The following is a 25,144-nucleotide window of genomic DNA, read 5'->3' as shown; positions in this document are numbered from 1 at the left end:
TCAGTTGCCTTCCTGGAGCATGTCGTTGAGCATCTCTTCGCGCTCAGCTGATGTCATGCCGGCAAGGTTGCCGACGCGGTAGTGACCAGACTCATCCATCCAGCGTTTGCGTTCCTCAACGCCACCGGAGACAGCTTCAATACTGATGTCGTGGAGGATCTGGTTGTGGCTCATCTCGTAGACCTGCTGGGTGAGGATGTGCCGGAGGCGCTCGTCGGGATCCGGGATCTGTGTCGCGAGGCCGTGGTCAAGCCGGCGCACGTACTCCATGAGGAAGAGACCGGCGGTCGAGAAGAGATCGGCAAAGGTCCTCGTCGAGTCCTCGAAGATCCCGGGGCTCTCCTTTTCGATGATGTCAACCATCTGCTTCACGACAGGCTGGGGCGTGAATACGAGCGAAGACTTCTGCCTCGGGATGTAAGCGAAGATGTCTTCGGTGAGCGCGTCGTCAAAGTAGTCAGCAAGCTCAGCCTTCTTGATCAGGAACTCTTGAACTGACTGATCGAAGACCGCCTCGTCGAACATGCCAGGGATACGAGTGACAGTGCCGTCATCTTCGGTGACATCCTGACCGTCACGCAGGATGCGGAACTCTGCTTCCGTGATCCCTGTGATCTCTTCGAAGACATCGTCGGGTGTGTGGTCGTCGAAGTTCGACAGCTTGATGCTCGGTGTGCCGTACGCCATGAGGAACAGCGGGATGGTCCGCGCGAAGCCTCGCAGGTGGGAGCGAGCGTCATCCATGGCGGTGTTGGCGCGCTTCTGTTCCTTCTTGGTCTCCTCGCGGGTCACCACCTCAGTGGCGATCGCGTCAGTTGCGCCCTGAAGAATCACAGCGATGTCAGCGGCAAAGCTCTTGTCCTGCTTGGCCTTTTTCTCAGCGACAGCGGCAACTTCCTCATCAGTTGTTGCGGTCTCGAGCTCGTCCTCGAGGTGCTTCTGCGCGATGTTCTGTTCAACGAAGGCGCGCTCTACAGCAGCAGTGACGGTGTCCTCGGTGCGCTTCACGTCGCGTGTGACCTGGGCCGCGGTGAGGTTGTACTCTTCCTTGAGCTTCTCGCGCGTCTCGTGCGCCTTCTGCGTCACGAGGGCTGCAAGATACTTGGCCACGGTGTTCACCGGTGTCTCAAGAGAAATCTCGGGGATCTCCTCGACACCCCAGACGGGTGCCCCGAGTCCAGCGACCTTGGGATTGATCACGGTCTCGACGTCGACCTTGACGTTGCCGTCCTTGTCAGTGACCGGCGTCGGCTCCTCGATGGTGATCGTCGTACCCGTCTTGAGCTTGCCTTGCTTCGCCTCGGGCAGCTTCTCCAGAATCGTCTTCACGTGCTCGGAGTAGCGGAAGATGCCAGACACGTTGGCAAACAGCAGGTTGGACAGGAAGCCGCGGCGTACGACCTCCTTCGCCTTGAATACCTGGGGGAAGGTGAGCACCTGTGCGGCATCGAGTTCCACCATGTGGCCTTCGGAGTCCTCCCCGATGATGGGGAAGAAGTTGAGCAGACGCCGGATGTTCTCGCGTCGTAAGTCAGCGTTGCCCGACGGATTCGGCCCCAGATTGTTGGCGAACTCGTCAACGATCGTTAGCGTGCGTTCTGGGGCGAAGTCGAATATGTAGGCGTTCTTCTTTTGCAGCATCTGCTCACCTCGGATGAAGGTGTGCGGGTTCTGCGCACGGAAGGCCGCCTGCATGTACTGGGAAGGCGACGACAGGTTCGAGAGCATCAGCACTGCAGTCCACTCAGGGACAGTGACACCGGTGGTGAGCTGGCCCACCGACAGCGTGATGGTCTTCCCTCCGGTCTTCTCCGCCTCGGCGATGGCAGAGCGCACCTTGTCGAGGGACTTGGCGGAGATCACCGTGTCGGAGTCGTCTTCACTGCGACCGTCACCTGCAGCCAGGACGATCGTGTAGTCCTTGAATACGTCGTGCTGTTTGAGGAGCTTCTCCAGCGCCTTGGCAGAGGCAACACGGTTGAGTAGCCAGAAGGAGTGCCGGACTTCGTCACGCAGCTCCGGCGTCGAGAAGGGGTACTTCTCGTTCGACACCAGGCAGTCAAGGAACTTCACGATGTCATCGCGATGCTCAAAAACACCGTTCTCTTTGGTAGCGAAGAACTCGCCCAGGTCAAAGGCGTAGTCGATGTTGGCTTCGTCTTCTGCCAGCGCAACGCCTTCAGCCAGACGTGCGCTGATCATCCGCGACACCTGATAGGTGAGCATGTTGAGTGTCGGGAGTGCTGAGTAGGGGTTCTCTCTGGTCGCGTCTGACCAGTCAACACGGGCCTGCTGCTCATCTTCGTACGTCCAGTTGAAGATCTGTTCGCCGTCGAACTTGCCTGAGGCCAGTGCTTTGAACGGCGTGCCAGAGAGATGAAGAGTCTGCTTGCGCTTGATTTTGTCGAACGCGACATCGGTCTTCGTGGTGTCGATGCCCTCATGGGCTTCGTCGATCACAAGCAGGTCCCACTCATACTCAGCGATGTGCTTCAGCTTCTTGTGGACGCCGCCGAAGTACTGCGAGCCCTTGAGATCTTGCAGTGACAAAAACTCGATGATGCGGGGATCGTCTTCGGAATGCTCGCGGGCATAGCCAGCCCACTGGTCGCGTGACATGGCAGCCCGGCCGGCGAGCGAGGCCGAGTCTGAAACGAAGACATACGAAGTCTGGTGGCCTATGAAGCGGGTGAAGTCGTCGAACCACGAGTTGGCGATCGCCGGCCTGTTCGTGACGATGAGAACCTTGGTGGCATCAAGCTGACGCATGAGGTCGTACGTCGTCAGGGTCTTACCGAATCGAGGCTTGGCGTTCCAGAGCACCTCGGAATAGCCAGCTGCGTAGGCCGTCAGAGCCTGCTGGACTGCTGCCTGCTGTTCCGGACGAAGCTCGTAATCCTCGACACCGCCGCGCTGGAGATCGGCACCATCTTGACTGGCGAAATCGAGAAAGTACTGCTTGGAGGTCATCGGCATGTCGTTGAAACGGTGCCACTCGGTCCGCGGCGAGAGCTCGCGCTCTACACCGACCTGCTTGAGATACGCATGGAACTCTCTGTCGGTGAAGGCACCGCCAGACTCGGACGTAAAGTACGCGCGCTGAGACCAGAGCTTCTGCTTGGCGATCCCCAGCTGTGAGGCCTGCTGGGCGATGCGTGCGTCAGCACCGCCCTCCTGCTCGGTATAGCCGATCTTCTCCCAGCCCGCATACTTGGGGATGTCCGGAGTCGTCCACGAGTAGACGACCGGCACGACCTCGCGGAAGGTGCTGATCTCGGGATTAGCCATCGGCCCTCACTTCATCGTAGACGTGGTCGATGCGACACACGGCGTAGGTCTCGTAGGTAGTGAAATCGAACATGCCGTTTCCGCCGGCACCCTCACGCAGGGAGGCAAACGTGAACGGCTCGCGCTGAACCATGCCGGCTTCGTTGGGAACGCGATGCCACCATGAGAACTGGATCTCTTCACCGCGTACGTCGAGGCCGGTCAACGTGTTCCCGCAGATGATGTTGGACTCAATGAGCGTGCGCGCTGACCGATACAGGTTCGTCTGAGCGCCACAGGCGTTGCCAGCACGCTTGTGGAATGCGGCGAACTCACTCAGCAAGGTTGCCTGTGCAGCTGCGTGGTTGTCCTCGAGGAACTCCACTGCGTAGATGGAGGCGAGCGCGAAGAGCGATTCAGTGACCCACTCTTCTGGCTGGATGGTCTTCTCGATCGCGCGCAGCTTGCGCTGAAGGATGGCAACCAGGAAATTGCCGTCACCGGCGGCCGGTTCAAGGAAGGTTTTGTCTACGAAGCCTGGCCCGGACTCGAGCTCTAGGCTCACGAGGTCCAGCATCTGGTCCACCATCTGACGAGGAGTAAATACCTCTCCGTGAGCTTTCACTCGTTGACGCGACTTGATGAGTCGTTCGTCATCCGACAGCACTGCCATTGTCCCTCTTCGTTTGCACGGTCGGCAGATGCCGTCCGCCTGCGAGTTTACTGGCTCATCACGAGCCGACCGGGATGGCGGCCGAAAGAATCATCCCAAGTCCGAGCGCGAAGTGAGCCGCTTCCGCATCACAGTAGCCGCAGACTCGGACATTGCACTTTTCAGGCGGCAGAAACCCGTCAGACCCCGCGCTCCCGTCAGGACAGGGGTGCGACCCGTTCAATTCAGGCCGACAGCACCACGGGGGTGCTAGCTCGTCGCGTAGAACGTCACCGCCGTCGCCGCCGCGACGTTCAGCGAATCGACCCCACCCATCATGGGAATGGTCACGCGGCGATCGAGCAGGCGGTCGGTTGCTGGCGTGATGCCGTCGCCTTCGGTGCCGAACACCAGCGCGAGCTTCTCGTGATCCTCAGCAACCAGCTCGTCGAGGGTGATCGCTCCCTCCCCTAGCGTCATGCCGGCGACAACGTAGCCAGCGTCCTTGAGCTCGTCGATGCCCGCTGGCCACTCCGGAATCCGCGTCCACGGCACCTGGAACACCGTGCCCATGGAGACGCGCACAGAGCGCCGATACAGCGGATCCGCGCAGGTCGGCGTCACAAGAACGGCATCGACACCGAGCGCTGCAGCGTTCGTCCGCCAGGATGGCACATCCTGCGAGGCGTCGACGAGCGCGGTTACACCAAGCGCGCGAAGATGGGACCGAAGTCGCTAGATCGCCCCGCCTATGCCCTGACGCTCGAGCTAAGCGTTTCGCGAGCCAGCGAAGTCCTGCTGATGTCGATGGGGCGGTCGCGGAATACAACGCTCGCGCTCTCTGAGCACAGCGGTACCGACTTCTGGTCTCGGGCTTGGGCGCTTGACTGGCTCGGCCGTCAGAATCTGGCAGGCTTGGGCATACGTATGCTGAGTCAGAAAGAGACCACGGCGGTACTCGAAGTGGTTAAGCACCGCGCTTCATAGCGCTGGCATCCCCCGCCCGAGCGCAATGTCTTCCTATGAGGGAGTACGAATGAAACTGAGCCCCGACTTGCTGAAGAGCCTCAAGTTGCGTGAAGCAGCCGCTCAGGTGACGACCAAGAGCTTGGATAGACTCCCCGTGCTGATCTCAGAACGGGCACTCGCCGAAACGACAAGCAATCTCGCGAGGTCGATTAGCACCGATTTCTCTTCTGGAACGCGGGTCTCCTCCGCTACCTTCAGCATGCCCCGGAAAGGGTTTGGCCCACGTCCCGTGACCGTGCTGTCAGGGCGTGACCGCGCGCTGTTTGACGCTTTGGTGGACCGTCTGCGTCCCGCATTGCCGCCAGAGTCGCGAGGCACGGAGAACTGGGCCGCGTTCAGCAAGTTCGGACTCCCCCAGGACGACGCTTCTCCGAAGTACGTCGTGTCCATCGACATCGCATCCATGTACGAATACGTGGACCATCAAGTGCTCAAGCGCGAGCTGCTCGTGCAAACGCTCGACCGACCGACCGCCGAGGCGATCATCGATCTTCTCGGAGAGGCCTTCAGCTTCGCTCGGGGGCTGCCCCAGATGACTTCGTCAAGCGACCTGCTCGGCGACGTCTACCTCGGGATACTGGAACGAGAACTGCTTCGGCAAGGGTACGAGCTGGCGCGCTTCGCCGATGACTTCCGCGTCCTCGCGCAGTCCTGGGGCGAAGCGCATCGGATCATCGAACACGCCGCTGAGGCCGCTCGGTCGATCGGGCTCGTGCTGTCGTCCGAAAAAACCACCGTGAGACTCGCGTCAACCCTCCGTGAGGACGAAGATGCATTGCAGGCCCTGGTGGACAGATACTTCAAAGAAGCGATGACTGACCTCACCGTCTTCGACGACGTGATGGACTGGTACGGCGAGCCGGGCGAGATCGAGATCGAACCGACCGAGCACGAGGCGCTGCACGAAGCGTTTCGCCGGCTCCTCCAGGATTGGACCGCCGAGCCAAGGGATTCGAGCTTCCCTCCCCGGCTGATCTCCAAAGCCATCCGATCGCTCGGCCCGGCGAGCACACGAATCAGCGATGACGCCCTGACTCAGATGGTCTGGATAGATCCGCTCAAGCTCAGCAGCATCATCGCCTACTTCAGCAAGCGAAGCGACGAAGCCGCTAAGAATCTGAAGTCGCTGGCTGAACTGGCGGCGATGGAACGCCAGAGCCCTTGGGCGAAGATCTGGCTCCTGAGCGCAGCAGAGGCATCGCTTGTCGACGATTCTGCCGAGTGGACCGCCTTGCGGGACTGGGTCATCGCACAGCTCAAGGACGAGCACGAGATCGTGCGAGCCGAAGCAGCCTGGGTTCTGGCGGGTTGGGGTTCGCTACCAGAACATGACCTCGGGGACCTCTTCGGTCGCGCGACCCGGATCACCAGACCTGGACTGGCCGCGGCGCTCGGGCGCTCAGGCGCATCGCATAGCACCAGCTTGACGAAGTCGATCATCGGCGCGTCACCGTTGTTCAAGGCAGCGCACGAGTGGGGAAGCAAAGCCGATGCCTCCGGTGCTTAGCGAGTTCGCGGAGCGGGCGCTGATCGGAATCGCGGACGCGGACTCGACCGCGGAGCCCGAATACGCGATTCTGCGCGTCAGTTCGATCGTCGAAGTCTACGTCGACGAACTTCTCGAAGAGCTCTCCTCGCGTCACCTCAGCGACACGACGACCTTCGAGCGCGCCGTGGCAGATCTCGTGGGCACCCAACTGCGCCAGAGCTGGTCCGAGCGACGCAAGTGGTTGAGCACGTTCGGCGTCGCTCTGTCCGGGCAGAGCGTCTCCCAGGATTTCGACCTGGTCGTCGATCTGCGCAATGCGATCGCCCACGGAGGCGGTCGAATCACTCATCTGCAGAGAAAGAGCCTCCCCAAACAGCTCTCGCTTCTAGCCGATTTCGAGAGGAAGTTAGGAGCGCACACGGACGGCGACCAGGTGACGTGCTCCGAGGCGACCGTGCAGAAAGCCATCAAGATCGTTAGTCAGTACGTCCGCGCACTGGATGACGTGGCAGGTCGCCGTCAGGCTTCCGTGGTGGCGCGATAGCATTCTTCCTCGACGCGCATCGCCGGAAAAGATGACTTTCCGCAGCCATCGGTAGCGGTCGTTGTGCGAACTCACTCGGTTCGCAGGAGCAACGACGCTGCGCTGACCCGAACTGCGCCGCCAACGCTTCGATCGAGTCCAGTGCGAGGTTCCGCTCGATGCCGGCGACGTACCGCGGGGTGATCCCGGGCTGCTCGGCCAGGGCCTCTTGCCTCTGCCCGCGGAACTGCCGGATCTCGCGCACGGCGCGCACCGAAGGCTGACTTGAGAGAAGGTACTCATCAACGTTTTCGATAGGAAGCGATAAGTGCTCGGCCCATATCACTTCCGCTGCTGGCCGGTGCGCAGGCCCGCGCTCTCTGCACTCCGGCTGTTGCTGACGCCCCGGCGTCTCGGCGCGACCCTCGCGTCAGGCCGGAGACCACGGCCTGACGCTCAAACAGACGATCCTTTGCCGCTGAGGAGGTCTCCCACCTTGTCCTTGGACACGACGACGGCCACTACGGTAACCGCTACCGCGCCGAGGCCCTTCAGCGCCGTGATTCCCGCTTCCTTGCCGGCCGCCTTCAGGTGCTCCTTGCTCTTGAGCGCTTCTTTCCAGTCGGTGCTCCGGATCGCGTCGAGCGCCAGCTCCACGCCGATCGATTTCACCAGTTCGGCGATCGACTTCTTGGTGCCGTCGATCGCCTGCACGACCGCGGGTGCTTTGTCCTTGTGCAGGAGCCCCTGCCTGTCGGCTCGCGTCGCAGCCGCGTCCATGCGCGCCACGAGCTCCGACGCGGTCGCGAGCACCTGGGCCCGGTGAGTATCCCTGAACTCCTCAAGGGACAAGCGGCGGTTGTTCACGTTGCCGGGGTCGATCTCGAGGACTCGATCGAGCTCGAGCACGGCCATCTGGTCCTGGAGTTGGAGGCAGCGCGCGACGACCGACAGCCAGCACTCGGCCTCGCCCTGCGCTGCCGGGATGCGCACAGATATGTCCTTGAGCTTCTTCTGGCTCTCTAGGTCTTCGGCCAGCCCGTCGAGCCTGCGCAGCGCTTTCCTCAGCGTCTTCTTGATCGCCGACGACTCGCCCTGGACCTTCGACCAGGCGATCTCGTCCGCGCGGCCTTCACGATCGCGGATGGTGAAGGCCTCGCGCAGCTCATCCTCGATGCCTTCGAGGTCGCCCAGGAGCTGGTCACGCTGGTTGCGGAGCGCCTCGTCGAGCTTGCCGTCGATCGATTCGAGCAACGCCTTGAGCTGGGCGGCCTCCTGCTGCCGCGCGGCCTGAGCGAGGACCCCCGCGGCACCGGCGAGCACGGCCGGGTTGGTGAGCGCTGCACCAACGCCGGTCTCCACCGACACCCAGGACTGCACTTTCCCCGGCACGCCGACCATGGCATACTTCACGCCTTTCACGCCCGTGTCGATCAGGCCGGCGTCCTGGATCGCCTTGGCGGACTCAGGCGTGACCTTGAGCCACATGCCGAACTCGCCAGCCACCTTCGTCGTTTCTTGCGCGATCGAAGCACCCGTCTGGATCATCTGCGAGAGCCTCTCGAGGCTCACCTCGCTGGCGTGCTTCACAAGACCGTAGGCGTCCAGAGCTCGCTCCACGATGCCTCGATCAGATCCGACGATGAGGATATTCTCTCCGTCGCTGACGAGTTCAACGCGATCATCGCTGTCGACTCCGTCGTTGAGGTGTTCCTCGGGACGCTCCGTGCTCATAGGTAGCACGTTACATGGCCGTTGCGACACCGACCCCTGGGCCTCGGCGCGACGGGTATTACGCGACCGGTCGAGCGGCGGCGCGGCCGATCCGACAGGCGGCTGGGCGTGCGCGGGCGTGCACCGGGTTGTGGATCATCCGTTCCAAGCGAAGGAATGTGGAAAGCCGGTCAATGTTGACGGGATGTGATCGAGAGGTCGCATACCGCCGACATGCCGGCACGCGCTCCCGGATTCCCAAAGGTCACTCGCAACGCAACCGGTGCGAGTGTCTGTGAGGGCGGGGCGCGGCTGGGGCGGACGACGCTGACGACTGTTCTTGGCATACGGCGGCAAGCGCGAGGTGCGGCAGAAGTCCGTGTTGCACGACATGCTTGATGGGCTCGATCGCGATGACGCGCGGTTGGCCGAAGAGATTGTCGCCCTCGTTTGCGCACCGTAGCCGCGCCACGTACGACCTCTATGGCAACCGCCGCAGCATGACACCGTCGGCTTCGGCGCCCCGGAACCTCGGCGAGCCCTTCCGCTTGGCATGGTTGCCGGCTTCGACCGACAGGCTGATTTGCGCGCGACTTCGAGCGGTCGCCTCCGCAATGAGGGCGTACAGGAGCTTGCGCCCGATTCCGAGCCGGCGATGATCGGCTGACGCCCAGAGGCTGAGCTCGGGGGTCTGCTCGTCGACGAAGCCGTAGCCCGCGTCGGTGATTGGCAGAAACACCGCCCACGCAACCCCGGCGACTTCGCCATCGATCTCAGCCACGACACCAAAGTCACCCCGCTCGGCGATGAGCCGTGTGTAGTGCGTGTACTCCGGCTTCGTTCGCACGTCATCAGGTGTGATGCGCTCACCGCACCATTTCGTGGTTCCGAGGGTCGCGAACTCGAGGAGCGCGGTTTCGGACCCACTCAGAGGACGGAAATGAGCGGCGTGCACGGCTCTCACCCCTAACGGGCGAGGGGTGCGTCGGCCGCAAGGTCCCACCACCATCTTCCCCTCCTCCTACATCCCCAGTACTATTTACTGAACGATCGGTCTGTAATTAGGGAGTTCGACGATGACGTCGCAACCGTTGGCACCTGACGAGCCGGTGATTCGCGCGCGCGAAGAACCCCACGGCCAAGCGCAAGCCCCCCTCCTCATCGAGCACCACGCCGACCGCGTCGTTGCCACGCTCAACCGACCCGAGCAGCGCAACGCAATCAACAAGGCAACGATCGACGCCCTCCACGACCTCTGCGCCGAGCTCGAGCAACACCCCAAGACCCTCATCATCACCGGGGCTGGCCCACACTTCGCGGGCGGGGCCGACATCGCCGAACTCCGCGACCGCCGCGCCGCAGAAGCTAAACAGGGCATCAACCTCACCGCGTTCCAGCGCATCCACGCCCTGCCTATGCCCGTGATCGCCGCGCTCAGTGGCTACGCGCTCGGCGGCGGAGCCGAACTCGCCTACGCGGCCGACATCCGCATCGCATCACCCACGCTAAAAATCGGCAACCCCGAACCCGGACTCGGCATTATCGCGGCCGCCGGCGCGACGATGCGCCTGCCCGAGATCGTCGGCCACGCGCGCGCCGCCGAACTCCTCCTCACCGGCCGCACCCTCACCGCCGAAGAAGCGCTCGCCTACGGCCTCATCACGAGCATCACCGACGACCCGCTCGCCGAAGCCCACGCCATCGCCGACCGCATCGCACAGCTCGAACCCCGCGCAGTGGAGCACACCAAAACCGTGCTCCACACGCCGAAACAAGACCAGCCCGAACTCATCGGCGAACTCCAGGCCGAACTCTTCGACAGCGACGCCAAAATGCGCCGCATGACCGCCTTTCTCGAGAGGAAAACCCGATGACCGTTCCCTCCCACGTCGCCGTCGTCGGCGGCGGACGCATGGGCGCAGGCATCGCCCACGCCTTCATCCTCGCCGGCAGCCACGTGACCGTCGTCGAGCAAAACGACGCGGCAGCCCTCGTCGCCCACGAACGCATCGCCACCCTCCTCGCCCGATCCGCCGAACGCACAGCCCAACACGCCGCCGAACACGCACCCCAACACCACCCGCACCACGACTCCGCCCCGCACGTGCCAGCCGATGGTTCCGTCGCCGCAGGTTCTGCATCCAACGCAGCCGATGGTTCCGGAACCACGACAGTCGGCACAAAAGCGGGGGCGGGTTTCGAGACGTCGGCAGACATGCACGCGCTCGCCGGCGCGCAGCTCGTGATCGAAGCCGTGACCGAATCGCGCGCGCTCAAGGCCGTCGCGCTCGCCCGCGTGAATGAGGTCGTCGCGCGCACGGCGGTGATGGCGACGAATACGTCGTCCATCTCGATTGACGACCTCGCCGGTGCCATCGACAACCCGCAGCGGTTTGTGGGGATGCACTTCTTTAACCCGGTTCCGTCGTCGAGTCTCGTCGAGATAGTGCGCGGGGCGCACACCGCGCCCGACGTGATCGCGCGGGCGCAAACGTGGGTCGACGACCTCGGTAAGACCGCGATTACGGTCGCGAATGCCCCCGGTTTTGCGTCGAGTCGACTCGGCGTCGCGCTCGCGCTCGAGGCGATGCGCATGCTTGAGGAGGGCGTCGCATCTGCCGCCGATATCGATACGGCGATGCAACTCGGCTACCGTCACCCCACCGGCCCGCTACGCACCACCGACATCGTCGGACTCGACGTGCGACTCGACATCGCAGAAGAACTGCACCGCGCGTACGGCGAGCGGTTTGCGCCGCCGGAGATTCTGCGGCGTCTCGTCGCGGAGGGGCATTTGGGCCGCAAAACCGGCCGCGGATTCTACGAATGGAGCACCGAATGACTGCCATCCTGCCTAGTTTTGTTCGCGGCGAATGGGTTACGCCCACGGGCGATGACGGCGTCGACGTGCGTGATGCGTCGACCGGCGAGGTCATCGCGCGCGTGTCGAGCAAGGGCATCGACCTTGCCGGAGCGCTCGACTACGCCCGCACGGTCGGGCAGGCGAGCCTCGGAGAGCTCACTTTTCCGCAGCGCGCGATGCTGCTGAAGCAGATGGGTCAGGCCCTCACCGAGCGCAAGCAAGAGCTGTACGAACTCTCCAAGCGCGCCGGATCCACCGTGCGCGACTCGGGCGCCGACATCGACGGCGGCATCGGCGTGCTGTTCACCTACTCCGGCAAGGGGCGCCGCGAAATGCCCGCTGGTTCCGTGTATCTCGATGGCCCGGTCGAGCCGCTGTCGAAAGACGGAACCTTCATCGGCCGGCACATCTACACGCGGCTGCCCGGGGTCGCGGTGCAGATTAATGCGTTCAACTTTCCGATGTGGGGTGCGCTCGAAAAGTTCGCGCCCGCTTTTCTCGCCGGCGTGCCGAGCGTGATTAAACCGGCCACTCCTACTGCGTACATCGCGGAGGCGTGGGTGCGGATTCTGCTTGAAACCGGCCTCGTGCCCGACGGAACCCTCCAGCTCATCAACGGCAGCATCCCCGGCCTTTTCGACCACCTCCGCCTCGGCGATCTGGTCGCATTCACTGGTTCCGCCACCACCGCCGACCGCCTGCGCACGCACCCCAACGTGCAGAACAAGACGGTGCGATTCACGAGCGAAACCGACTCGATCAACGCGTCGGTGCTGGGGCCCGATGCGGTGCCCGGAACCCCGGAGTTCGACGCGTACGTATCGCAATGGTTTGTGGAGTTGTCGTCGAAAGCGGGGCAGAAATGCACCGCGATTCGCCGCGCGATTGTGCCGTCTGCGGTGGTTGACGACGTCGTTGCCGCGTTGCGCGCGAAGATCGACCAGCGCATCGTGCTCGGCGACCCGCATGCCGAGGGTGTGACGATGGGGCCGCTTGTGTCGGTCGAGCAGCGCGACGACGTGCTCGCGCAGGTTGCTCGGCTGGTCGACGCGGGTGGCGAGGTGGTGATCGGCGACGTTTCTGCTCCTTCAGTTGTGAAGCGCGACGGAACCATTGGGCTGGCGCCCGAGGGAGCTTTCGTTGCGCCGCTGGTGCTGCGGTTTGGTGGTTCGGGTTCGGGTTCGGGTGCTGGTTCTGGTGCTGGTGCTGGTGCTGAGCCTGACGCTGTGCACTCGGTTGAGGCGTTTGGGCCGGTGTCGTCGGTGATTGGGTATTCGTCTGCTGCTGAGGCTGCCGCGTTGGTGGCGCGGGGTGGTGGGTCGCTCGTCACGAGTGTTGTGACGCACGACCCGGCCTTCGCTGCGGACCTGCTCACTGGTTCCGCTGCCTATAACGGACGCCTGCTGTTTCTTGACCGCGACGACGCGAAGACGTCGACTGGGCATGGCGCGCCGGTTCCGCATTTGGTGCACGGTGGGCCCGGACGTGCGGGTGGTGGTGAGGAGCTCGGCGGAATCCGCGCGGTGCTCCACCACATGCAGCGCACGGCGATTCAGGGTTCGCCCGACATGCTGACCGCGCTCACCGGGGTGTGGCATGCGGGGGCGTCTGCTCGTTCGGACGGGGTGCATCCGTTTCGGAAGTCGCTCGCGGAACTGCGGGTGGGGGACCAGTTTGCGTCGGGGCTGCGGGCGGTGTCGTTGGACGATATTGAGACGTTCGCGCACTTCACCGGCGATACGTTTTACGCGCACATGAATGAGGAGGATGCGGCGGCGAATCCGTTCTTCCCCGGACGCGTCGCCCACGGCTACCTGCTCGTTTCGTGGGCGGCGGGGCTGTTCGTTGACCCTGCGCCCGGGCCGGTGCTGGCGAACTACGGGCTGGAGAATCTGCGATTCATCACGCCGGTGTCGCCGGACGATTCGATTCGCGTCACGTTGACCGCAAAGCAGATCTCACCGCGTGAGACCGATGAGTATGGCGAGGTGCGGTGGGATGCTGTCATTCATAACCAGAACGATGAGGTCGTCGCGCAGTATGACGTGTTGACGCTTGTGGAGAAACGGGTTGGGGCGGCGGCTGGGGCTGACGGCGGGTCGGTCGTTGAGCGAGCGTAGCGAGACGAAACGTCTTGACCTGGCCGATCACGCCGGGTCGGTTCGTTTCGTCTCGGGCGCTGCGCGTCCTCGCTCAACGGGCGGGGAGCGGGGGTGGAGCTCCGAAATTGAGGTAACGGGTTCGAGCCCCGTTACTCGCGCAGCTGCTCTTGCGACCGCTGACCTCTCCCTCCGGCCGTTGAGCGAGCGGAGCGAGACGAAACGTCTTGACCTGACGAGTCACGCCGGGCCGATCCGTTTCGTCTCGGGCGCTTCGCGTCCTCGCTCAACGTCCGTGGGGCGGGGTGTCTCATGACTGCCGCTGACCGGCTCATGCGTGACGACTACGCCTCCCAAGCGCTCGGCATCGAGATCGTCGCCGCCGAGCCAGGCGACGTGACCCTCCGCATGACGGTGCGACGCGACATGCTGAACGGATTCGGCATCACCCACGGCGGCATGGTTTTCGCGCTCGCCGACACCGCGTTCGCGTTCGCGTGCAACGAGGGGGAGACCGTGACGGTCGCCGCCGGCGCCGACATCTCCTTCCTCGCGCCCACGCGCGAAGACGACGTGCTGACCGCCCACGCCCGCCGCGTCTCTCTCCGCGGCCGCAGCGGAATCTACGACGTCACCGTCACCACCGCATCCGGCGATGTGGCCGCCGAATTCCGTGGACGCTCCCGCACCACAAGCACATCCATCGACTAGCGACGCAACCACGTGGTTCCGCTCGCTCCCTCTAGGCGTCAGTCGATGGTTCCGCTCTCTTCAGCCTCGGCGGTGAGGAGCACGCCGAGGATTTCGGCGTGGCGGAGGAGAAATGTGCGTTCGTCGAGCTTTTTGCGGCGCAGCCACGACGTGACTTCGCTGTTGTGCTTGCTCGCGTTGCAGGATGCGCACGCCGGGACCACGTTGCTGAGTGTGTAGCGTCCGCCGCGGGAGACGGGCTGCACGCAATCGCGCTGCAGCGGGACGTCGGTGGCTTGGCAGTAGGCGCAGGAGCTCCAGGCTTCGCGGATGGTTTGCCATTGCTCGGGAGTCAGGTCGTTGTCGACGCGGGCGAGGCGATTCTTTCGGCGTTTCGCGTAGCGCGCGCTGGTCGCCGCAGACTGCTTGGCGGGGAACCTGCGGCGGGTTGTCACGGGTTCAAAACTAGCGGGGTTGGTGTCGGAGCGTGGGCGATCACTGGTCTTGGTGGGAACTTCGGGGGCGGTTTCGGATCATTGAAGTTCTTTTCCCCAGTTCTATAGAATCTATTTACTAATGTCGGTGGTGCATGCGAGAATAAAGCATGGCACTTTTAACCGACGTCGCGGCGCTGATACCCACCCTGTGTGGGCACGGCACGGTCGGTGGTGCGCCTGCCAGCGCTGTCGCGATCGATGAAGATGCCGTGGCGGCTTCGAGTGAGATGCAGTCGCGCATGCTTACGATGAATGACGCCGAGATTCACGCGGTGATGCACGAGGCGTCGATGCTGGAGCGTCAGGCCGCGCACCTGCGGCAGATTGCGACGGGCATCGCGTCGGCGCGATCGAGTCGTCAGTTTGGTCATGACGGCCTGGCCGCGAAGCGGGGTCATCGCTCGGCGGTATCGCTTGTGCAAGAGGTTATGGGTGTCAGCCAGGCTGAGGCTGCCCGACAGGTTCGGGTGAGCGAGGCTCTCGTTGATGCCGCCGGGTCTGCGGCGTTGCCTGACAGTGCAATCTCGGCCGAAGAGCGCGAACTCGAGTCGGTTGAGAGCTCTCCCGATTGCTTTGTTGCCCCGCCTCCGCCGTGGCATCAGCCGCTTAACGTCGCGCTGCGTGCCGAACATCTTTCGTCGGCGCAGTACGACGCGATCAAGAATGGGTTGGGGGAGCCTCCTCTCATTGAGCGAGACGCAGAGGGCCGTGGCGTCGGTGCCGGCGGAGTGATCTCCGCGGCCGAGGCTGACGCATTCGACGCGCAGGCGCGTGAAGCTTGGTCGGCCGCGGTTGAGGTGTTGATTGACGAGGCTCCGGTATCTACCGTTCACGATCTCCATCAGCATGCCCGCACCATGCGTGACCAGCTCGATCCCGAGGGCGCCCAGCGCCGGTTCGATGAGCGGTATGAGGCGCGATCGTTCCGCCTCCACTCGCTCGACAACGGCGCGACTCGTGCCAGCTGGATCCTCGACGACGAGACCGCCCTCTTCATCGCGTCAATTCAAGACGCCGCACTGCGTCCGCGACGAGGTGGGCCGCGATTCGTCGACTCCGCCGAACGTGCCCAGGCGGCCGAGCTGTCGGCCGATCCGCGCTCGAACGCCCAACTCGCTCATGACCTGATGGTCGACATCCTGCGGGCCGGTGTGCTCGCCGAGTCCAAGACGGTATTCGGAACCAGGCAGGCTGGCGTGCGCCTGGTGCAGGTGATCGACGGGGCTGGTGAGCGCGCGAATATCGCGCACACCGAAGACCGACTCGTGTCGCTGCCCGGTGGGGTCGCTGACCAGCGGTTGTGTGACAGCGAGAGCGTCCACGTGACCGTTGATTCGCACGGCAACCCTCTCGACCTGGGCCGCGCGAAGCGTATGTTCTCGGCGGCGCAGAAGATTGCACTCTCGATTCGCGACGGTGGTTGCCGCTGGACCAACTGCGACCGTCCAGCCTCCTATTGCGAAGCGCATCACATCGATCCGTGGTCAGAGGGCGGAACCACCGACGCCGACCGCGGAATCATGCTCTGTCAGCATCACCATATGAACCTCCATAACGGAGGCTGGCGCATCACCCGGGAGGGTAAGGGGGAGTTCATGCTTACCCATCCCGACCATCCGCCTCGCACACTCCCACCAAAGGCTCCACTCGAATACGCCTGGCTAAACGTGACGCTGCCACGCCCACGATTCCGGCCAGCAGAGCGCGCCGACGCCGCCTGACCATTCGGGGGAGGGGTGTGCATGGATGAGATCCAGCCCCCGAGTTGGTGCCCGAGTGGGTAAGTGCTACACCTGCTTTTGCACCCCTCCGCGCACCCAGCACCACACGCGAGCCGGCACCCGCGTGTGGTGCACCCACCGCAGCACCTGGTTCCGCACCCCTTCCCCAAACCACACACCCGCCGTACACTATTTACTGACCGATCGTTCTGTAAATAGGAGTCGATGATGACTGCCGCACAACTATCCGCCGTCACAGACGAGCAACAGACGTTCGACGCGCTCATCGCCGCAGAACAGCGCATCGAACCCCGCGACTGGATGCCCGACGCCTACCGCCGCACCCTGATCCGCCAAATCTCCCAGCACGCCCACTCCGAAATCATCGGCATGCAACCGGAGGGCAACTGGATCACCCGCGCCCCCTCACTCAAGCGCAAAGCGATCCTGATGGCGAAAGTCCAGGATGAAGCCGGCCACGGCCTCTACCTCTACTCCGCAGCCCAAACCCTCGGCATCACCCGCGACGAAATGACCCAGCAACTCATCGACGGCAAAGCCAAATACTCCTCGATCTTCAACTACCCAACACCCACCTGGGCAGACATGGGGGCGATCGGCTGGCTCGTCGACGGCGCCGCCATCTGCAACCAGGTTCCGCTCTGCCGCGCATCCTACGGACCGTACGGACGCGCCATGGTGCGCATCTGTAAAGAGGAATCGTTCCACCAGCGACAGGGATTCGAAATCCTCCTGACCCTCATGCAGGGCACCGAAGCCCAGCGCGACATGGCACAAGACGCCGTCAACCGCTGGTACTGGCCCAGCCTCATGATGTTCGGCCCGCCCGACGACGAATCACCCAACTCGGCACAGTCCATGGCGTGGAAAATCAAGCGATTCTCCAACGACGAACTGCGCCAACGCTTCATCGGCATGCTGGTTCCGCAAGCCGAAATCCTCGGCATCACACTCCCCGACCCGGAACTTCGCTGGGACGAAGACCACTGGCACACCAGCGAGATCGACTGGACCGAATTTCACGAAGTCCTCTCCGGCCGCGGACCCATGAACGCCACGCGACTCCAAAACCGCCGCGCAGCACACGAAGAGGGCGCCTGGGTGCGCGAAGCCGCCGTCGCCTACGCCGCGAAGCAGGCGGCAAAGCAAGCCGCGAAGGAGCAAGCAGCATGACCAGCCCCGGATCAGACAACAAAGACACCTGGCCACTCTGGGAAGTGTTCGTGCGATCCAACCGCGGCCTCAGCCACGTGCACGCCGGCTCACTCCACGCGCCCGACGCCGAACTCGCCCTCCGCAACGCCCGCGACCTCTACACCCGCCGCAGCGAAGGCACCTCCATCTGGGTGGTTCCGGCCGACGCCATCACGACGAGCGACCCCGACTCCCGCGGCGCCTTCTTCGAAAGCCCCGCAGGCAAAAACTACCGCCACGCCATCTACTACACGGCGTCCGAAGGGGTGCCCCACCTATGACGAGCGCACAGAACGGAACCACAGAGCTGGCTCGCGACGACAGTGAAAACCCGCACGGTGCCGTCACCGTCGACCAACTCGATCTCGAAGCAGAACTCGCTGGCGATGCCGATGCCATCGCGACCCCCGAGACCGCCGAATACGTGCTCTGGCTCGCCGACGACGCGCTCATCCTTGCGCAACAACTCAGCCGTTGGATCGCCCATGCACCCGAAATTGAAGAAGACGTCGCGCTCGGAAACATCGCCCTCGATCTCCTCGGCCACGCCAGAGCACTCCTCCGCTACGCGGGATCCGCCAGCGGCCGCACCGAAGACGACCTCGCTTACTTCCGTAACGAACCAGAGTTCCGGTGCAGCTGGATGGTGCAACAAGACAACGGCGATTTTGCCCACACGATCATCCGCCAACTCGTCATGGCCACCTACATGTTCGCCCTCTACACGCGCCTCGCAGACTCCACCGACCCGGCCCTCGCCGCGATCGCCGCGAAAGCAGTCAAAGAGGTCGAATACCACCGTGACCACGCCGTACAGTGGACGCTCCGACTGGCGGGCGGCACCGACGAATCCCGCACCCGCACCCAGCGCGCGCTGGAAAATCTGTGGCCGTTCGTCGGGGAACTCTTCCGCGACGACGCCTCGATAGAACCGCTCATCGAACGCGGCATCGCCGTGCGTCCGTCCAGCCTCCAGGAAGAATGCGAAGCCATCTTCACCGCCGTGCTCGCCGAAGAAGATCTCGAGGTTCCGCAGCCCCAACCATCCAGCGCCGGCGGCCGCCATGGCAGCCACTTCTCAGCGCTCGGCTTCATCCTCGCCGAAATGCAGGTGCTCGCCCGCCAACACCCGGGAGCGACATGGTGACCACAACCCAACTCGACCACGCCCGGGCCATCGCGGGTGCTGTCGCAGACCCCGAGGTTCCGGTGCTCACGATCGCCGACCTCGGAGTCCTCCGCGACGTCGCCATCGATCAAGAGACCGGCACCGTCACCGTCACCATCACGCCCACTTACTCCGGTTGCCCGGCGATGGAGACGATCCGCGACGACCTGCACCTCGCGCTCGAAGCCGCCGGCTTCACCGACGTCGTGATCAACCTCACCCTCACGCCCGCCTGGACAACCGACTGGATGAGCGACGAAGGCAAACAAAAACTCACCGCCTACGGCATCGCCCCGCCCACCGGCCGATCGGCGGTCAGGGGGCCCATCCCGCTGACGCTCGCCGTCAAGTGCCCGCGCTGCTCGTCACTGCGCACCAAAGAGCTCGCACGATTCGGATCCACATCCTGCAAGTCGCTCTGGCAATGCGAAGACTGCCTCGAACCCTTCGACCACTTCAAGAATCACTGACATGGCAGACAACACAGACGTCGCGACCGCTCTCCTGCAGACCGCAGTCGGCGGCGCTCCCGCCCGCCGCCGCGCGAAATTCCACGCCCTCGAAGTGGCCGACGTGCGTCCCCTCACCGAGAGCGCCGTCGAAGTGACCTTCGTGGTTCCGGAACCACTGGCTGACGAATACGACTACCTGCCTGGCCAATACGTCGCGTTGCGCGCACAGTTTGAGGGCCACGAAATTCGTCGGTCGTACTCGCTGTGCCGTCCGCCGACACCCGGCCGCATTTCTGTCGGCATCAAGCGCGACGAGGGAGGCGTGTTCTCCACGTGGGCGCAGACCGAACTGCGCGCAGGCGACACGATCGACGTGATGAGCCCGCAGGGCATGTTCACCTCCACCCTCGCCGACGTCGACGGCACCCACGTCGTAGGAGTCGCGGCCGGTTCCGGCATCACACCCCTCATGGCACTCGCGACGGCGATGCTGCAACGATCGGCGACGTCCCGGTTCACGCTTGTCTACACGAATCGTTCCGCCCACGACATCATGTTTTTGCAGGAGATCGCCGACCTGAAAGACAAATACCCCACCCGATTCGTGGTGCATCACATCCTGTCGCGCGAGCAGCGGGCGGCCGAACTCCTCTCCGGACGCGTCGACGCCGAGAAATTTCACGCAATCGTCGAGCGGCTCGTCTTGCCCGATACCGTCGACGAATGGTTCCTCTGCGGGCCCCTTGAACTCGTGACCATGTGCCGCTCGGTGCTCACCGACGTTGGGGTCGCCCGCGAACACATCCGCCACGAACTGTTCACCACCGACTCCGCGCACCGCGGACCGGCCCGCCCCGTCATCGCCCGCGCCGACGAACCCACGATCACGATCGACTTCACCCTCGATGGGCAGCGAGCGACCGTGCAGTCGCCGATGAGTGCCCGCGAGGCGATCCTCGACGCCGCGATGCGCGTGCGACCCGACGTGCCGTACGCCTGTGCCGGCGGGGTGTGCGGAACCTGTCGCGCGTTGCTGAGAGAAGGTTCCGTCACGATGACGGAGAACTATGCGCTCGAACCCGCCGAACTCGAACGCGGGTACGTGCTCACCTGCCAATCCCACCCGACGACCGAGAAGGTCGTTGTCGACTACGACGTGTGAGGTTCTGATGATCGAGCTGACCATTGCTGATGGCGTCGCCGAAATCGTGCTGAACGCCCCCGACAAACTCAACGCGCTGGGCGAAGACGCGCTCGCGGCATTGAGTGATGCATATGACGAGGCGCAGGGCGCGGCGGTGCGCGCGCTCGTTTTGCGGGGTGAGGGCCGGGCTTTCTGCGCCGGGCGCGATATCGCCGGCGTCGACCCGCGCGACGACGACGTCATCGGATATCTCGGCGAACTCGTTACGCCGCTCCTGCGCAAGATGTCGGCTTTTCCCGCGCCGACGTTCGCTGCGGCGCACGGCCCCTGCCTGGGCGTGGGTCTTGGCCTCTTGATCGCGACCGACGTCGTGTACGTCGACGAAAACGCGAAAATCGGGTCACCGTTCGCGAACCTCGGCGCGACCCTCGACTCCGGTGGCCATGCCCTCTTCTTCGAGCGACTCGGCGCCCACAAGACTCTCGACCTCATCTATACCGGCCGGCTCATGAGCGGCACCGAGGCTGTGCAGTCCGGACTGTTCTCGCAGGTGTTCCCGGCGGGGGAGGCGCTCGCGGCGGTGCGCGCGGCGGCTACTCGAGCGGCAACCGGCGCCACCCACGCGTTCGTCGCTTCGAAGAACCTCATCGCCCAGCTCCGCGATGAGCGCCTCGGACTCTGGGAATCCGTCGCCGACGAAAACGCCGCTCAGGCCGCCCTCTGCGACACCGACGACTATCGCGAGGGCTTCGCCGCCTTCCAGGAGAAACGCATGCCGAACTTCCGCGGCAATTAATGGTTCCGCGGTTTCGCCGCCCCGTGGTTTCCGAGGTCTGCAGACCCGCCTTCTGCGGTTGCGTCGCTCTGTAGCCGCCGTTGTGCGCTACGCGGAGTAGTGCGGCTACTGGCCCATCTCGGCGCGAATCGCGGCGGCTGACGCGGTGAGCCGTGCGCCCACTGCTTCGGCGTCGGCATTCTCACCAACGTAGATGACGGAGATCGCCGCCGGGCGCTGGCCGCGCAGAGCGAGCGGAACCGCAATCGCCTTGACGGTGGGAATCACCTCATCGTGACTCACGGCATAACCGGTCTGATGCACGATGCGCACTTCGTCGCGGAGGGCATCGGAAATATCCGACGGCCAATCTGACTCCGGCATCGCAGCAAGAATCGCCTTGCCCGTCGCCCCAAGTCGCACCGAGTGCCGCGCACCCGGATGCTGAGCAACGGTCGCGATTGAGTGACGAGGGGTGACGGTCGCGATCGTGATGGCCTCATCTCGATCGAGCACACCGAGAAAACACGTCATACCCAGCTCGTTCGCAATCGCGGTGAGTTCGGGCAGCGCCTGCGACTGGAGATCGCGCGCGACACCGGCCGCCAGCGCAGCCATGCGCGGGCCTAGCTCGATGACGCCATTCGCATCGCGCGTGACGAGGCCGTGCCCCTCAAGCGTGCGCAACAGGCGGTACGCAATGGAGCGGTGTACACCGAGCTCACGGGCAACGTCCGCAATCAGTAGCGGCTCCCGGGCGGAAGCCAGAATCTCCAAGATCCTGACGCCACGACTCAGGGTCTGTGAAGCCGGCGCCTCCTTCTCGGTCGCCGCGCCCGCACTCCCGCCTGCGGCGCTTGCACTCCCGCCTGCGCGGCTTCGGGTGTCGACATCGCTCGCGCTCCCGCCGGCCGCAGCACGTGGTTCCGTCGCCATCGCAATCCCTCACTTGTCGTATACGAAATGGTCACGTACCATGCTCGTGTTCACTATACGAACTTTGTGTTCGATATTAGAACAGGCAAACCCGGATAACAAGACCAGCAGAGCTGCTGAATAAGGGATGACGACGATGCAGTTTCACCACCACGGATACGTCTCAGGCGAGCCCCGAGTTCTCCCCGCCGAGGGCACCGGCCTCAATCGCCCAACCGAGCTCCCCGACGAGACCGACGTGCTCATCGTTGGTTCCGGCCCCGCAGGCATGCTGCTTGCCGCGCAGCTTTCGCGGTACCCGAGCGTCACCACGCGAATCATCGAGCGCCGCCCTGGCCGCCTCGCGATCGGTCAGGCAGACGGCATCCAAGCCCGCAGCGTCGAGACATTCCAGGCATTCGGCTTCGCCGAGCGCATCGTCGCCGAGGCCTTCCAGCTCTCGGCGATGAATTTCTGGTCACCAGACCCCAACAACCACGGCAACATCATCCGCACGGCGATCGCCGAAGATGACCCGCACGGCATCAGCGAGTTTCCACACCTCATCGTCAACCAGGCCCGCGTGCTCGACTACTTCGCCGAGTACGCAGCCAACGGGCCGGCACGCATCCACCCCGACTTCGGCTACGAGTTCGTCACCCTCAGCGTGGGGGAGGGCGAATACCCCGTCACCGTGACGCTCAAGCACACCGACGGAGAGAAGGCCGGCCAAGAACAGACCATCAAGGCGAAGTACGTCGTCGGCTGCGATGGTGCCCGCAGCGCCGTGCGCGAGTCGATCGGACGCAAGCTTGTCGGCGACCAGGCATTCCATGCCTGGGGTGTCATGGACGTGCTCGCCAACACTGACTTCCCCGATATCCGCACCAAGTGCGCGATCCAGTCGACCCATGGTTCCATCCTCCTGATCCCCCGCGAGGGCGGATTCCTGTTCCGCATGTATGTCGACCTCGGTGAGGTTCCGGCCGACAACAATGGCGAGATCCGTAAGACCACGATCGAGCAGATCATCGCGAAGGCGAACGAGATTCTGCACCCCTACACGGTCGACGTGAAGGATGTGCCGTGGCACAGCGTCTATGAGGTCGGCCACCGCGTCACCGACAAGTTCGACGACGTCAACGACGACACCACGACGCCTCGCGTCTTCATCGCAGGCGACGCATGCCACACCCACTCCGCGAAGGCGGGGCAGGGCATGAACGTTTCGATGCAGGACGGCTTCAACCTTGGTTGGAAGCTTGGCCAGGTGCTCGAGGGCCGCAGCCCCGAGTCGCTGCTTGCCACCTATTCGGGCGAGCGTCAGGTCATCGCGCAGAACCTCATCGACTTTGATAAGGAGTGGTCGACGCTCATGGCGAAGAAGCCGGAGGAGTTTGAAAACCCCGACGACCTCGCCGAGTTCTACACGACGACCGCCGAGTTCCCGGCAGGCTTCATGACGCAGTACGAGCCGTCGATGATCACGTCGGGTGACGCCCAGCAGCAGCTCGCCACCGGATTCCCGCTCGGCAAGCGCTTCAAGTCGGTCATGACCACGCGCGTCGCCGATGCGAACCCGATTCACATCGGACACCACCACCGTGCTGACGGCCGCTGGCGCGTGTACGCATTCGCTGACGGAACCACGGGGCAGTCGCCGAAGCTGGACGCGTGGGCAGAGTGGATGAACACGTCCCCCGAATCCCCGATCGCCCGCTTTACGCCGGCCGGCGCCGATAAGGATGCGGTCTTCGATGTCAAGGCCGTGTACCCGACGCGCTATGAAGACGTAGACCTCACCGCGGTTCCGCGCCTCTTCTTCCCGCAGGTCGGTCCATTCCAGCTCGATGACCACGAGAAGGTGTACGCCGTCTCGCCCGACGCCGACATCTTCGCCGAGCGCGGCATCGACCGCGGCGGTGTCGTCGTCGTTGTGCGCCCCGACCACTACGTCGCGCACATCCTTCCGCTGGATGGCGCGACCACCGAGCTCGCGACCTTCTTCGCGGGCCTCATGATCGACCAGTAAGAGCTCGCGAGCACTGCGCTCGCGAGGATACGTGCGGCGCCCGGGTAAAGATTCCCCGGGCGCCGCATGTATCTGTCCGGGTGCATGTGTCTGTCCGGCCACATGTGTCTGTCCGGGTGCATGTGTCTGTCCGGGTGCTTGTGTCTTTCCCGGTGATCTTGTCTTTCCGGGTGCATTGGTCTTTACGGGTGGTCTTCTCCTCCTCTTTAGCCGAGTCGCTATGGTTCCGCTCTTTGTCCTTCACGTACTTCTGGTTCCGAGGTCAACTCCCGCCTCCTGGTTCCGAGGTCTCCTCTCGCCTCCAGGTTCCGCTGCGCAATCCTGTTCTGCACGATTGAAATCCTGTTCTGCACGACCGGAGTGCGCGCACGCGCTGAAATCGCGGCGTTTCGTCGCGCTTCGGCCATTTGATCGTGCAGAACAGGGTGAGCGTGGTGGGCCGGAGGCGTGCAGATATGGCGCCGGTTGGCGCACAGAAGCGGCCGAGTTGGCGGAGATTCGTGGCCTACTCAGGACTTTTCTCCTCGCGGTCGACGGCAACAGCCGCGGCGACACGCCCGAGGTTTGAGCTGGATTTGCCCGACCCCCGGAACCCGCGTAAGTTATTACCTGTTCGCCCCACAGGGTAGAGCGGAAGGCCGGAAGGTCTGGCTCCCCTCAAGCGGCGGACCACCTCCCAAAACACACTTCATGCCGAAGAAATTCGGTTGAGTTTGTGTTGGGAAATCTTATTTCGCTTGAAACTGTCGATTTGACAGCGAGAACGAAACATATAAGATAGAGAAGTTGCCCTTCGGCAGGCCAGGAATGGTTTGGTGGGGGAGCATCCGATCCTTGAGAACTCAACAGCGTGCACTTGTCAAATGCCAAATTATCCTCGTCTAGCTTCGGCTGGGTGAG

20 protein-coding genes and 1 pseudogene are annotated in these 25,144 nt (G+C 63.7%); 14 read left to right on the top strand and 7 right to left on the bottom strand.

Going from position 1 to position 25,144, the window contains the following annotated elements:
* From KTJ77_RS12550 to KTJ77_RS12540, 3 genes and pseudogenes are all read right to left on the bottom strand, one after another.
* Window positions 1-3,288, bottom strand: a complete 3,288-nt coding sequence (locus tag KTJ77_RS12550; protein ID WP_217338901.1) for a DEAD/DEAH box helicase — start codon at window positions 3,286-3,288, stop codon at window positions 1-3.
* On the bottom strand, window positions 3,281-3,940 hold the full coding sequence (locus KTJ77_RS12545) for a hypothetical protein (protein ID WP_217338900.1): 660 nt from the start codon (window positions 3,938-3,940) through the stop codon (window positions 3,281-3,283). The genes KTJ77_RS12550 and KTJ77_RS12545 overlap by 8 nt, the downstream gene beginning before the upstream one ends.
* A gap of 249 nt (window positions 3,941-4,189) precedes the next feature.
* Window positions 4,190-4,588, bottom strand: a pseudogene (locus KTJ77_RS12540) (TrmH family RNA methyltransferase); the annotation flags it as partial.
* Window positions 4,589-4,955: 367 nt separating this feature from the next.
* Here KTJ77_RS12540 and KTJ77_RS12535 point away from each other — a divergent pair.
* A complete protein-coding gene (locus tag KTJ77_RS12535) occupies window positions 4,956-6,455 on the top strand; it encodes a reverse transcriptase domain-containing protein (protein ID WP_217338899.1) in 1,500 nt (499 codons plus the stop codon).
* Complete coding sequence (locus KTJ77_RS12530) at window positions 6,439-6,981, top strand: hypothetical protein (protein WP_217338898.1); 543 nt, start codon at window positions 6,439-6,441, stop codon at window positions 6,979-6,981. The genes KTJ77_RS12535 and KTJ77_RS12530 overlap by 17 nt, the downstream gene beginning before the upstream one ends.
* Window positions 6,982-7,416: 435 nt before the next feature.
* Here the strand turns inward: KTJ77_RS12530 and KTJ77_RS12525 are convergent, their stop codons facing one another.
* Complete coding sequence (locus tag KTJ77_RS12525; protein WP_217338897.1) at window positions 7,417-8,694, bottom strand: hypothetical protein; 1,278 nt, start codon at window positions 8,692-8,694, stop codon at window positions 7,417-7,419.
* A gap of 460 nt (window positions 8,695-9,154) precedes the next feature.
* Window positions 9,155-9,628, bottom strand: a complete 474-nt coding sequence (locus KTJ77_RS12520) for a GNAT family N-acetyltransferase (RefSeq protein ID WP_217338896.1) — start codon at window positions 9,626-9,628, stop codon at window positions 9,155-9,157.
* Between the two features lie 121 nt (window positions 9,629-9,749).
* Between KTJ77_RS12520 and KTJ77_RS12515 the strand changes: the two genes are divergently transcribed.
* From KTJ77_RS12515 to paaI, 4 genes are all read left to right on the top strand, one after another.
* Window positions 9,750-10,547 (top strand): enoyl-CoA hydratase/isomerase family protein, encoded by a 798-nt coding sequence (locus tag KTJ77_RS12515; protein ID WP_217338895.1) that lies wholly within the window; start codon window positions 9,750-9,752, stop codon window positions 10,545-10,547.
* Entirely contained in the window at window positions 10,544-11,515 is a 972-nt protein-coding gene (locus KTJ77_RS12510) for a 3-hydroxyacyl-CoA dehydrogenase family protein (RefSeq protein ID WP_217338894.1), read from the top strand. The genes KTJ77_RS12515 and KTJ77_RS12510 overlap by 4 nt, the downstream gene beginning before the upstream one ends.
* Window positions 11,512-13,656, top strand: coding sequence for a phenylacetic acid degradation bifunctional protein PaaZ (paaZ, locus tag KTJ77_RS12505; protein WP_217338893.1), 2,145 nt, complete (start codon window positions 11,512-11,514; stop codon window positions 13,654-13,656). Before KTJ77_RS12510 ends, paaZ begins: the two co-directional genes overlap by 4 nt.
* Window positions 13,657-13,947: 291 nt before the next feature.
* Window positions 13,948-14,346 (top strand): hydroxyphenylacetyl-CoA thioesterase PaaI, encoded by a 399-nt coding sequence (paaI, locus tag KTJ77_RS12500; protein ID WP_217338892.1) that lies wholly within the window; start codon window positions 13,948-13,950, stop codon window positions 14,344-14,346.
* Window positions 14,347-14,384: 38 nt separating this feature from the next.
* Here paaI and KTJ77_RS12495 read toward each other — a convergent pair whose 3' ends face one another.
* Window positions 14,385-14,780 (bottom strand): HNH endonuclease signature motif containing protein, encoded by a 396-nt coding sequence (locus tag KTJ77_RS12495; RefSeq protein WP_217338891.1) that lies wholly within the window; start codon window positions 14,778-14,780, stop codon window positions 14,385-14,387.
* 149 nt (window positions 14,781-14,929) lie between these two features.
* Here KTJ77_RS12495 and KTJ77_RS12490 point away from each other — a divergent pair, with 149 nt between their 5' ends.
* From KTJ77_RS12490 to KTJ77_RS12460, 7 genes are all read left to right on the top strand, one after another.
* A complete protein-coding gene (locus tag KTJ77_RS12490; RefSeq protein WP_217338890.1) occupies window positions 14,930-16,543 on the top strand; it encodes an HNH endonuclease signature motif containing protein in 1,614 nt (537 codons plus the stop codon).
* A 225-nt stretch (window positions 16,544-16,768) separates the two neighbouring features.
* Window positions 16,769-17,737: a 1,2-phenylacetyl-CoA epoxidase subunit PaaA gene (gene paaA / locus KTJ77_RS12485; RefSeq protein ID WP_217338889.1), complete on the top strand. Its 969-nt coding sequence runs from the start codon at window positions 16,769-16,771 to the stop codon at window positions 17,735-17,737.
* Window positions 17,734-18,039, top strand: coding sequence for a 1,2-phenylacetyl-CoA epoxidase subunit PaaB (gene paaB / locus KTJ77_RS12480; RefSeq protein WP_147826293.1), 306 nt, complete (start codon window positions 17,734-17,736; stop codon window positions 18,037-18,039). Before paaA ends, paaB begins: the two co-directional genes overlap by 4 nt.
* Window positions 18,036-18,905 carry a 1,2-phenylacetyl-CoA epoxidase subunit PaaC gene (gene paaC / locus KTJ77_RS12475; RefSeq protein WP_217338888.1) on the top strand — a complete coding sequence of 290 codons (870 nt, stop codon included), beginning with the start codon at window positions 18,036-18,038 and terminating at the stop codon, window positions 18,903-18,905. Before paaB ends, paaC begins: the two co-directional genes overlap by 4 nt.
* Window positions 18,899-19,396, top strand: coding sequence for a 1,2-phenylacetyl-CoA epoxidase subunit PaaD (gene paaD, locus KTJ77_RS12470; protein ID WP_217338887.1), 498 nt, complete (start codon window positions 18,899-18,901; stop codon window positions 19,394-19,396). Before paaC ends, paaD begins: the two co-directional genes overlap by 7 nt.
* Before the next feature lies 1 nt (window position 19,397).
* Window positions 19,398-20,540 carry a 1,2-phenylacetyl-CoA epoxidase subunit PaaE gene (gene paaE, locus KTJ77_RS12465; RefSeq protein WP_217338886.1) on the top strand — a complete coding sequence of 381 codons (1,143 nt, stop codon included), beginning with the start codon at window positions 19,398-19,400 and terminating at the stop codon, window positions 20,538-20,540.
* Window positions 20,541-20,547: 7 nt separating this feature from the next.
* Window positions 20,548-21,318: an enoyl-CoA hydratase/isomerase family protein gene (locus KTJ77_RS12460; protein ID WP_217338885.1), complete on the top strand. Its 771-nt coding sequence runs from the start codon at window positions 20,548-20,550 to the stop codon at window positions 21,316-21,318.
* Window positions 21,319-21,423: 105 nt separating this feature from the next.
* On the opposite strand, the gene KTJ77_RS12455 is transcribed toward KTJ77_RS12460, so the two are convergent.
* Entirely contained in the window at window positions 21,424-22,233 is an 810-nt protein-coding gene (locus tag KTJ77_RS12455; protein ID WP_217338884.1) for an IclR family transcriptional regulator, read from the bottom strand.
* A 136-nt stretch (window positions 22,234-22,369) separates the two neighbouring features.
* On the opposite strand from KTJ77_RS12455, the gene KTJ77_RS12450 reads away from it, so the two are divergent.
* Entirely contained in the window at window positions 22,370-24,244 is a 1,875-nt protein-coding gene (locus tag KTJ77_RS12450) for an FAD-binding monooxygenase (protein WP_217339028.1), read from the top strand.
* Window positions 24,245-25,144: the final 900 nt, after the last annotated feature.

Source organism: Microbacterium sp. NC79 (assembly GCF_019061125.1).
In the GTDB taxonomy this organism is placed as follows: Bacteria; Actinomycetota; Actinomycetes; order Actinomycetales; family Microbacteriaceae; genus Microbacterium.
Note: the sequence above shows the minus strand (reverse complement) of the source record. Positions and strands in the feature narration are given on the sequence as shown.